Annotated in this window: 14 protein-coding genes; 11 read left to right on the top strand and 3 right to left on the bottom strand. The window is 61.4% G+C overall.

Annotated features, from left to right (window positions below):
* Positions 1 to 7: 7 nt before the first annotated feature.
* Both thrC and O2N64_RS00585 read left to right on the top strand, forming a co-directional pair.
* On the top strand, positions 8 to 1,426 hold the full coding sequence (gene thrC, locus O2N64_RS00590) for a threonine synthase (RefSeq protein WP_271078368.1): 1,419 nt from the start codon (positions 8 to 10) through the stop codon (positions 1,424 to 1,426).
* Positions 1,419 to 2,312, top strand: a complete 894-nt coding sequence (locus tag O2N64_RS00585) for a class I SAM-dependent methyltransferase (protein ID WP_271078367.1) — start codon at positions 1,419 to 1,421, stop codon at positions 2,310 to 2,312. The genes thrC and O2N64_RS00585 overlap by 8 nt, the downstream gene beginning before the upstream one ends.
* On the opposite strand, the gene O2N64_RS00580 is transcribed toward O2N64_RS00585, so the two are convergent.
* Positions 2,302 to 3,159 (bottom strand): DUF1499 domain-containing protein, encoded by an 858-nt coding sequence (locus O2N64_RS00580; RefSeq protein WP_271078366.1) that lies wholly within the window; start codon positions 3,157 to 3,159, stop codon positions 2,302 to 2,304. The two genes, O2N64_RS00585 and O2N64_RS00580, sit on opposite strands and share 11 nt — an antisense overlap.
* 126 nt (positions 3,160 to 3,285) lie before the next feature.
* Here O2N64_RS00580 and O2N64_RS00575 point away from each other — a divergent pair, with 126 nt between their 5' ends.
* The 6 genes from O2N64_RS00575 (at position 3,286) to O2N64_RS00550 (ending at position 6,251) form a co-directional block, all read left to right on the top strand.
* The gene (locus O2N64_RS00575) at positions 3,286 to 3,654 is read left to right on the top strand and encodes a dihydroneopterin aldolase (protein ID WP_271078365.1); all 369 of its coding nucleotides are present in this window, start codon (positions 3,286 to 3,288) and stop codon (positions 3,652 to 3,654) included.
* The gene (locus O2N64_RS00570) at positions 3,654 to 3,965 is read left to right on the top strand and encodes a Rossmann fold domain-containing protein (RefSeq protein WP_271078364.1); all 312 of its coding nucleotides are present in this window, start codon (positions 3,654 to 3,656) and stop codon (positions 3,963 to 3,965) included. Before O2N64_RS00575 ends, O2N64_RS00570 begins: the two co-directional genes overlap by 1 nt.
* 81 nt (positions 3,966 to 4,046) lie before the next feature.
* Complete coding sequence (gene moaA, locus O2N64_RS00565) at positions 4,047 to 5,048, top strand: GTP 3',8-cyclase MoaA (RefSeq protein ID WP_271078363.1); 1,002 nt, start codon at positions 4,047 to 4,049, stop codon at positions 5,046 to 5,048.
* Positions 5,048 to 5,290: a MoaD/ThiS family protein gene (locus O2N64_RS00560; RefSeq protein ID WP_271078362.1), complete on the top strand. Its 243-nt coding sequence runs from the start codon at positions 5,048 to 5,050 to the stop codon at positions 5,288 to 5,290. Before moaA ends, O2N64_RS00560 begins: the two co-directional genes overlap by 1 nt.
* Position 5,291: 1 nt before the next feature.
* Positions 5,292 to 5,756: a molybdenum cofactor biosynthesis protein MoaE gene (locus tag O2N64_RS00555; RefSeq protein WP_271078361.1), complete on the top strand. Its 465-nt coding sequence runs from the start codon at positions 5,292 to 5,294 to the stop codon at positions 5,754 to 5,756.
* A 63-nt stretch (positions 5,757 to 5,819) separates the two neighbouring features.
* Positions 5,820 to 6,251, top strand: coding sequence for a hypothetical protein (locus O2N64_RS00550; RefSeq protein ID WP_271078360.1), 432 nt, complete (start codon positions 5,820 to 5,822; stop codon positions 6,249 to 6,251).
* A gap of 90 nt (positions 6,252 to 6,341) precedes the next feature.
* On the opposite strand, the gene O2N64_RS00545 is transcribed toward O2N64_RS00550, so the two are convergent.
* Complete coding sequence (locus O2N64_RS00545) at positions 6,342 to 6,854, bottom strand: hypothetical protein (protein WP_271078359.1); 513 nt, start codon at positions 6,852 to 6,854, stop codon at positions 6,342 to 6,344.
* A gap of 233 nt (positions 6,855 to 7,087) precedes the next feature.
* Between O2N64_RS00545 and rplU the strand changes: the two genes are divergently transcribed.
* The 3 genes from rplU to O2N64_RS00530 all read left to right on the top strand — a co-directional run bounded on the left by rplU (position 7,088) and on the right by O2N64_RS00530 (position 8,658).
* Positions 7,088 to 7,600, top strand: coding sequence for a 50S ribosomal protein L21 (gene rplU, locus O2N64_RS00540; RefSeq protein WP_271078358.1), 513 nt, complete (start codon positions 7,088 to 7,090; stop codon positions 7,598 to 7,600).
* A gap of 33 nt (positions 7,601 to 7,633) precedes the next feature.
* Positions 7,634 to 7,903 carry a 50S ribosomal protein L27 gene (gene rpmA / locus O2N64_RS00535; protein ID WP_067786651.1) on the top strand — a complete coding sequence of 90 codons (270 nt, stop codon included), beginning with the start codon at positions 7,634 to 7,636 and terminating at the stop codon, positions 7,901 to 7,903.
* Between the two features lie 203 nt (positions 7,904 to 8,106).
* A complete protein-coding gene (locus tag O2N64_RS00530; RefSeq protein ID WP_271078357.1) occupies positions 8,107 to 8,658 on the top strand; it encodes a GNAT family N-acetyltransferase in 552 nt (183 codons plus the stop codon).
* A 4-nt stretch (positions 8,659 to 8,662) separates the two neighbouring features.
* Here the strand turns inward: O2N64_RS00530 and O2N64_RS00525 are convergent, their stop codons facing one another.
* Positions 8,663 to 9,496, bottom strand: a complete 834-nt coding sequence (locus O2N64_RS00525) for a metal-dependent hydrolase (RefSeq protein WP_271078356.1) — start codon at positions 9,494 to 9,496, stop codon at positions 8,663 to 8,665.
* Positions 9,497 to 9,511 lie beyond the last annotated feature (15 nt).

The following is a 9,511-nucleotide window of genomic DNA, read 5'->3' as shown; positions in this document are numbered from 1 at the left end:
GCGCAGCATGAAGTATATTTCCACCAGGGGGAGCGCTCCGGCGCTCGATTTCGAAGGGGTCACATTGGCAGGGCTCGCCGGCGATGGCGGGCTTTATGTGCCGGAAGAATGGCCGCGCTTTTCGCAAGACGAGATCGCGGCGATGGCTGGCCTGCCTTATGCTGAACTCGCTCTGCGCGTCATGGCGCCGTTCACCGCCGGATCGCTGAGGGAGGACGAGCTGCGCAGCCTGTGTGAAGCAGCCTATGGCAGCTTTGCCCATGATGCGGTGACGCCGCTCGTCCAGCTGGATCAGCAGCACTGGCTGCTCGAACTGTTTCACGGCCCCACGCTCGCCTTCAAGGATGTGGCGCTTCAATTGCTCGGTCGGCTGTTCGAGCACTTCCTCAGCCGCAGCGAGAATCACCTGACCATCGTCGGCGCGACGAGCGGGGATACCGGCAGCGCGGCCATCGATGCCGTCGCGGGGCGCGAGCGGGTCGACATCTTCATGCTCCATCCCGATGGCCGCGTCAGCGATGTGCAGCGCCGGCAGATGACGACGGTGCAGGCGCCCAACGTCCACAACATCGCCATCGACGGATCGTTCGACGATGCGCAGGCGATGGTGAAGCGGATGTTCAACGATACAGAAATGGCCGCTTCGAACGGTGGCCGCTTCCGCATCACCGCGGTCAATTCGATCAACTGGGCGCGGCTGATGGCGCAGGTCGTCTATTACTTCGCCGCCGCGCTGCAATTGGGCGGGCCGCAGCGCAAAGTCGCGTTTGCAGTGCCGACGGGCAATTTCGGCGATGTATTTGCAGGCTATGTCGCGGCGCAGATGGGATTGCCGATAGAGCGGCTGATCGTCGCCACCAATGTGAACGACATCCTCCACCGCGCACTCAGCACGGGCGATTATTCGGCGGGCACCGTAACCCCCACCGATGCACCGAGTATGGATATCCAGGTCAGCTCGAACTTCGAACGCCTGCTGTTCGATGTCGGTGGCCGGGACGGCGCGGCACTGGCCGACCAGATGCGCGGTTTCGAGGCAGACAAGGCCATGCAGCTGACAAATGCACAGCGTGATGGCGCCTCCGCCCTGTTTACCAGTGCGCGTGCCGATGCGGATTCGATGCGCGCAACCATGGCTTATGCGGCAGAGCGTTACGGACAGATCCTCGATCCGCATACCGCCATCGGTCTTGCCGCCGCGCGCAATGCCGGGATCGATCCGGCAGTGCCTGTCGTGACACTCGCCACCGCGCATCCGGCCAAATTCCCCGATGCAGTGAAGGCGGCTACCGGCGTGCATCCGGACCTGCCTGCGCGCATGGGCGACCTGTTCGATCGGGAGGAAAGCTTCACGCGCCTCCCCGGCACCTACGATGCCATACGCGACTACGTGGCCCAGCACGCCACGGAGAGCACCGATGGCTGATCTCGCGCCGCAACCTCTCGTGATGGCTGGCGAGGCGTGGTCTGACTACGGCCTGCTCGATAGCGGCAATGGTCGCAAGCTGGAACGCTACGGCCCCTACCGTTTCATTCGCCCCGAACCGCAGGCCATGTGGCAACCGCGTCTCTCCGATGCCGAATGGCAGGCTGATGCGGAATTCATACCCGGCAGTGACGAGGATGGCGGCGGCCGCTGGCATTTCAATCGCGAAGTCCCGCGCGACGGCTGGGAGCTGGTGTGGAACGAGGTGAAATTCACCGCGCAATGCACTCCCTTCCGCCATCTCGGCTTTTTCCCCGACATGGCGCCCGTTTGGGAATGGATGCGCGGACAGCTTTCCGGTCGCGACGATGCGCAGACGATGAATCTGTTCGGCTATACCGGCGTCGGCTCGCTGGCGTTAAGCCAATGCGGCCCCGTCACCCATGTCGATGCGAGCAAGAAGTCCGTGGCGCAGGCGCGCGACAATGCGGCTCTGTCTGGCATGGAGGATCGCTCGATCCGCTGGCTGATCGATGATGCGGCCAAGTTCACAGCACGCGAAGTGCGGCGCGAGCGGCGCTATGACGGGATTATTCTCGATCCGCCGAAATTCGGTCGCGGGCCAAAGAATGAGACATGGCGTCTGGAGGAATCACTACCGGGCCTCATCGGCGATTGTCGCCAATTGCTCGATGCCGACAGTAGCTTCCTGTTCCTTACGGTCTACGCCGTGCGGATGAGCGCGCTGTCGATCGGCGGCTTGCTGGCTGAGGTCTTTGCCGATTTGCCGGGCACTATCGAATGCGGCGAACTGGCTGTCCGCGAAGAGGGGCGGGGCGGCAGGCTGCTGCCCACCGCCATTTTCGCCCGCTGGTCTAACGCATAGGGACTTCTTCGAGGTCTGACAGGAATGCCTCGATCCGTGCAGCATTGTAGCCGAGATCGCTGCCGCCAACGCGGCTGATGCTGCGCATGTCGACGCGTGTGGAGCCGTCCGCAATCGGTGTCACTTCGACCACCACATCGTCGAAGAAGCGGATGAAACCTGCTGTCGCGGTTGCTTCCAAGCGGCCCGCTTCGGGCGAATATTCGGCGATTTCCCAGCCGCGTTCTTCGGCTAGCGCACGCGCATCGGCAATCACCAGTTCGGGTGGCTGGTCGATAATCACCGGCTCGAGATCGGGATAGCTTTCGCGGTGCGCTGATCGCCACGCTTCGATATCGCCTTCATACATCTCGAGATAATCGTCGCGCAGCGGCAGGGTCTGGAACTGCGGCGGATCGTCCACATCGGTGGTGATGTCATGCATGAAGGGCGCGCTGCGGGCGGGCGCAATCACCTGCGTATAGAAAACGCCGAGCATCACCAGCGACAAGACCAGCGCCAGCGGATTGCGCCAGCCGGCGCCGCGCTTGCGGACCATGCCGATGACGATGCCAATAACCGCAACCACGGCGAGAGCCGCGAAAGGCCACATTGTCATCATGAAATAGCGAAAGCCGGGAAGCTTGCCGATGATCCCGTACCGCGCGAGCACCAGCGATCCCAATGCGATGATGAGCATGATGAGAGCGCCGCCAAGCGAGAAGTTCCCGATCAGCCGCGTGATCTTCGACTTGCCCTTCGCATTCGCCGTCGTCGCGTCCGGATTGGGCTCGGTCGGCTCAGGCGTCACCCCTACCGGCTTCACGCCGGGCCTGGCTGCCGGATCGTTTTTTGCGTCATCACTCATCATTGCTTCCCTGTGTTTCTGCCTGTGGTTGGCCACAGTGCTCTTGCTTCGTCAACCGAGAAGCGCAGGTCGCGGTTCCCTCTGCGCTTGCCAAGCGCGCGATCTCCTGCGATTTCGCGGGCCATCATGGCAGACAGTCTCTATCTTGAGCTCACCGATTTCGAGCATGACGTGCACACCGGGATCTATTCAGAAGAAACCGGTAAGCCGCAGCCGCTGCGCTTCACCGTGCGCGCAAAGCTGAAGGAAAAGCGATTCTACGATCCGGAAACCCCGCTCGAAGAGAGCAAGAACTACATGGATCTGAAGTTCGCCTGCTCGGAGGCTCTTGGCGATCGCCACTACAAGCTGATCGAGGCGGTGGCGGATCATGTGTGCGAGACGTTGTTCCTGCAGGATACCCGTGTCGAACAGGTGCAGGTCAAGATCGTCAAACTGGCGTTGTCCGAGCGCAATGAGCAGATCGGCATCACCCTAACGCGCGAGCGCCCGTGATGCGTGACAATGCCATTGTCGAGGTCACTGGTTTGCCGGAAAACCCGCTCGACGCTGCGGCTAAATTTCACAGCGAATGGGTGGCTAAAGTGCGTGGATATGCGCGCAGCGGTGATGTGGTGGTAATCTTCCAGCCCGCAGACCATACCCATCACGCTTGGCGGCTGGCTGCCGTGCAGGAGCTCGCACGCGAATCCGTTCCTTACCGGGTGAACGGTGTTGAGGGGGACCACATGCAGGATGTTTCCGAAACGCTGTTCTACCTCCAATCGGCCGACGGGGTTACCGGGCAACTCTTCACCATGCGGTAATCGGGGCGCGATTTTGGGTAACCGTTCGGCAGCTGCGACCGAAGATTGCATGGAACCTGTAACCACGCCATGATCGCACCCATGCCCTCCGCACCGCCTCTGATCGATAGCTTCGGACGCCAGATTTCATATCTGCGCCTGTCGGTGACCGATCGCTGCGACCTGCGCTGTGCCTATTGCATGCCGGAACGGATGCAATTCCTGCCGAAGAGCGAAGTGCTGAGCCTCGAGGAGCTACACCGACTGGCGCTGGCTTTCATTGCGCGAGGCGTCACCAAGATACGCCTGACCGGAGGTGAGCCACTGGTGCGGCGCGATATGATGGACCTCGTGCGCGCACTGGGTCGTGCAATCGGCGATGGTCTGGAAGAGTTGACGCTGACGACCAATGGGACCCAGCTTGCGCAACATGCTGAAGCCTTGGCCGCTGCCGGGGTGAAGCGCGTAAATGTCAGCCTCGATACGCGCGATCCAGCGCTGTTCGCTCGGCTTACGCGGCGGGACCAGCTTCCTGCTGTTCTTGATGGCATCGCGGCGGCGAAAGCGGCAGGGCTGCACGTCAAGATCAACACTGTAGCGCTAAAGGGCCTGAACGAGGCGGAAATACCCGACTTTATGCATTGGGGGCATTCTGAAGGCCACGACATGACGCTCATCGAGGTTATGCCGCTCGGCGAGGTCGAGGATGAGCGCGTCGATCATTACCTTCCGCTCACCGCTGTGCGCGACAGGCTGGAGGATCGGTTCACGCTGATCCCGCTGGCGCCTCGGACGGGCGGGCCTGCGCGCTATGTTCGGGTGGAGGAGACCGGCGGCACGCTCGGCTTTATCACTCCGCTCACGCAGAATTTCTGCGCCGGGTGCAACAGGGTGCGGATAACGGCGACCGGGCAGCTCTATGCCTGCCTGGGAGGCGCGGAGAAGGTGGACCTGCGTGCCGCCCTGCGATCCAAAGCGCCTGAAGAGGAGCTCGCCGTTGCGCTCGACAGGGCGATGCAAATCAAGCCTGAGCGGCACCATTTTGCGATTGCCGAAGGCAGCGGGCCTGCGCTTGAACGATACATGTCGCTGACGGGGGGCTGATGTCAGTCACCGTGATCTTTCTCGGCAAACTGGCCGATCTCGCGGGGGAGCCCTCGCGCGAACTGTCCGCGCCGATCGACTGGGCACAGCTTCTTTCGATGATGGAGCCCGGACTGATGGCGGCAATCGCAGACGACACCGTCCGCGTCGCAGTCGATGGCGAATTACTAGCTGACAAGGCGCTACTCTCAGCCAGCGATGGCGCGGAGGTCGCGCTGCTGCCTCCTGTCAGCGGGGGTTGAAATGAGCAGCGACATTCGCCTGCTCGACACCGGGTTCTCGCCGGGAAAGGCTCTTGGCCTATTCGCGAAAGCGCATCCCCACGCAGGCGCGATCGCCAGCTTTGTCGGCAAGGTGCGGCCGGATGGCGATGTGAAAGTGCTGCAAATCCAGCATTACGCGCCGCTTACCCTGCCGGGGATGGAAGCGCTGGCTGAGCAGGCGCATGCGCGCTGGTCACTCTACGGTCTGCTGATGCATCACCGGATTGGGAGCATGCGGCCGGGCGCGCCAATCGTTCTTGTCGCTGCGGCATCCCACCACCGGCGCGCGGCTTTCGATGCGGTCGACTTCTGCATGGACCATCTGAAGTCCAAAAGCTGGTTCTGGAAGCGCGAGAGGCGCGCGGACGGCTGGCACTGGATCGAGCCGCGCGATGAAGATCGCCGCGATCTTTACCGATGGAAGACAAAACCTTCGCAGATTTGATCGAGATCAAGGTTCGCCGCGGCGAATCGGTGCATTGCTCATCCATCAGGAAGGAGCATCACCATGGCAGAACAACTTACACGCGAGCAGATTGCCCAGGCAGCCACCATTCACGAGTTGCCCCCGGTCCGCATTACCAATCCCCCGGTCGACCGCACATTCGGGCTTCCGACGCGGCTTTATGCCGCAACTGTGGGGCTGTTCCTTGCCTATATCGCCGTGATGGGTATCGGCTTTGCCCACCCTGAAATGGCGATCCCGGTGGTGATTTTCGCCCTGTTTGTGGTCGCCGGATTTGGTGTCCCCGCCATCTGGACGCGGCTGAACCCGCAAAGCCGGAGCAAGGCGCTGACTTGGGCCCGTTTCCGGCAGGAGGGGATCATGACAGCATACGGGCGCACCACCGGGCGTGACGCGACGGTGCAGGTTCTGATCCTGCCGGTGCTGATCTTCCTGTGGGGAGTGATTTCGGTGACTATCGCCGCTCTGGTCTGACAGCCATTCTCGACCCGCTTTGTCAGGCTATCACTTTCCAAGGCGCGCGGAGCCGATCCCTTCGGTTCCGCGCGTTTTTGCGTCCGGCATTTAAAGCGCCTGGATCAACTCCGCGATGATCTCATGTTGCTGGTCGAGCAACTCGGCAGCTTCCTCGTAGGGCCCTTCGACAGCTTCGATGGCTTCGCCCTCGGCGGAAATCTCGGCATAGATGCGCACCAGATCGGCCATGGCGATCATGCCCTCATTGTGCCGCGTCTGGAGCCCGGCGAGCGCGACCTGCGCATTCGACCATGCATCGCTTCCGACAGAAGCATTGCGGCCGGCAGCGATCTGCCTGCGGACGGAAGGCAGTTCATCCATGAATTGCGCATTCGCATCGCGAACGGTGCCAATCAGGGAATTGACCGATTCGATTGTCGCGGGGGCGGGCGGGGCCGGCACATAGGGTTCCGATTCCGCCGGAAGCATGGTGCCGGTCACCAGTTCGCCATCACGCAGTGCCAGCGATGGATAATCATCGCTCGGGCTCGCACAGGCGGCGACCAATGGCAGCGCGGCCAAAGGCAAGGCTCTGAGGAGGCGAAAGCGTGCTTGCATCATTTCCCGATGGCCCTACATCGGACCCGCAACGCTTTCCAGCACCCAATTCGCACATGAGTGAAAGGGCAAAGAAAGCACGCGTGAAAGTCGACTGTGTGGTTGACAGGCACAAGAGCTTGGCCTAACGGCAGCGCTCTTTCCGGTGCCCCTTTGGGCGCCCTTTTTTGTTGTTGTTATTTGGCGGCGCTTCAGCTGCCTTGTGGCGAGAACACCAGATAAACGGATTTAGCACCATGTTCGCAGTAGTGCGCACGGGCGGCAAGCAGTATCGCGTCGCCGAAGGAGACAAGATCGCAGTCGAAAAACTGGCTGGTGAAGCCGGTGATTCGGTAACTTTGGACGATGTCCTGCTGGCCGGCGAAGGCGCCGACCTGGCAGACGCATCCAAGGTGACGGTTTCGGCGGAAGTTATCGCCCAGGCCAAAAGCGAGAAGGTGACGGTCTTCAAGAAGCGTCGTCGTCACAACTATCGCCGCAAGAACGGCCACCGCCAGCAGATGACCCTGCTGCGCATCACCGCCGTTGGCGAAGGCAAAAAGGCTCCGGCCAAGAAAGCCGCTGCAAAGAAGGACGAAGCTCCGAAGAAGGAAGAAGCCAAGAAGGCTGCTCCCAAGAAGGAAGCTGCGAAAAAGGCACCTGCCAAGAAGGCTGCACCGAAGAAGGAAGCAGCTGAAAAGAAACCCGCCGCCAAGAAGGCCGCGCCGAAGAAGGCTGCAGCCACCAAGAAGTCGGCAGACAAGAAGTAAGACCGCTTAAGCGGATCCACGGAGTAAGACACAATGGCACATAAAAAAGCAGGCGGTTCATCGCGTAACGGTCGCGACTCAGCCGGTCGTCGCCTTGGTGTGAAGAAGTTCGGCAGCCAGGAAGTGATTCCGGGCAACATTATCGTGCGCCAGCGCGGTACGAAGTTCTACCCGGGCTCCAATGTCGGCATGGGCAAGGACCACACGCTGTTCGCGCTCGAAGCCGGCCGCGTCCGCTTCCATGATGGCAAACTCGGCCGCAAATACGTCTCGGTCGACGCCATGGCGGAAGCCGCCGAATAACCGGATGATCCGATAAGGGGGTCATCCACCGGGATGGCCCCTTTCGGAGCTTAAAATTTCCGAAAAGCAGGAAGGAGATGGGGCCGCCCCGTCTCCTTTTTTGATTCTCCTTCCCTCACGCGGGATTTTCTTTGCCGAAAGTCCCGAATTTGAAACACCGGCGGCCCAATGGAGGCGGGCACCCGGCTTGCGGGAGAATACAAATGTTCATGCGTACCCAGCGGCTGTTTTTACGGCCCGTGTTCCTGGAAGACTGGCGCGGCATCTATCGCGGCATTGCGGATGAGAGCATCGTCCGTAATCTGGCCCGCGCGCCATGGCCCTATACCGAAGATGACGCGCGCCAGTTCTGCGCTCTCGCGGTCAAGGACGCACGCAAACGTTTTGTCATTACTCTCCCGGACGAGCCGGGCGCGCCCATTATCGGTATGATCGGGTTCGAACAGCTCGACTCAGTCGGTGAAGAGGTCGGCTATTGGATCGGCCGTGACTGGCAGGGCCGGGGTTATGCGACCGAGGCACTGCATGGCGTTGTCGAGATTGCCGACGCAATCGGCATCGACACGATCGAAGCGCGTCATTTCTTCGATAATCCGGCGAGTGGACGTGTGCTGCGCAAGGCGGGCTTTGCCGACACCGGCGAAATAGCCGCAACCCGCAGCCTAGGCCGTGGGGACGAAAAGGTCCTGAGTCGGCGCTACGTCAAGAATTTGCGTGTGCCCGTTGCTGCCAGCGAACGCCCCGCTGCTGCCTGAGCAATCAGGTGGTGGCGGGGCCGTCGCTGCGGTCTGACGTTGCGGCGCCTTCCCCGACGACAGTCTGGGCGTCTTCCCACTCGGTGATCAGGTGGCGATCATCCAGATCCCACGGGTGGAAACCCGGCTTGTAATATCCGAGCCAAGCCGGGAAGATCTTGCGCAAGATGCCGGGCCTGCTGAACAGATGGGTAAATAGGCCCCATTTAGCTTTCCATCCGGTGATGCCGTCCTGCCGCAGCAATTCCACCGCATCGGTCACGCGATTCCTGAGGAAGCGATACGTGACCAGTGCCATAATCAGGCTACGCACGCGCCAGCGTTTCCAATCGGACCAGCTGCGCGTTGCGTGCAGCCATGTATCGTAGGCAACGGCCTTGTGCTCGATTTCCTCGACCGCGTGCCACAGCCACAGCTGCACATCGCCCATTCCGGCGCTGGCAATTGAGTCGGGATCCTTGAGGAATTCATGCGCGAACATGGCGGTAAAATGTTCGAGCGCGCAGGTGATGGTGAGCTGGACGATCGGCGGCGCAGCTTGCGTGTCGGCGACCAACGATTTCACCCGCGCATCGATTTCGGTGAGGTCATAGCCTGCATCGGCAACTGCGCGGTTGAACGCCAGATGCTCGCGCGAATGATTGACTTCCTGCCGGATGAAGTCGCGAATTTCCTCTGCGAGTTTGGGCGGCACGTCATCGCGGTGCGCCCTGACAGCATCGATGAACATCGCTTCGCCGCGCGGAAAGCTGGCGGAAAGCGCGGCGAACCACGCAGATGCAAAGGGATCGGTCCCGCGCTCACGCTTCTGACCGCGCCCGAAGCGTCGATCTCTCACCGTGATGCCCGGCGA

It is taken from the genome of Aurantiacibacter sp. MUD61, from assembly GCF_027912455.1.
GTDB lineage: Bacteria > Pseudomonadota > Alphaproteobacteria > Sphingomonadales > Sphingomonadaceae > Alteraurantiacibacter.
Note: the sequence above shows the minus strand (reverse complement) of the source record. Positions and strands in the feature narration are given on the sequence as shown.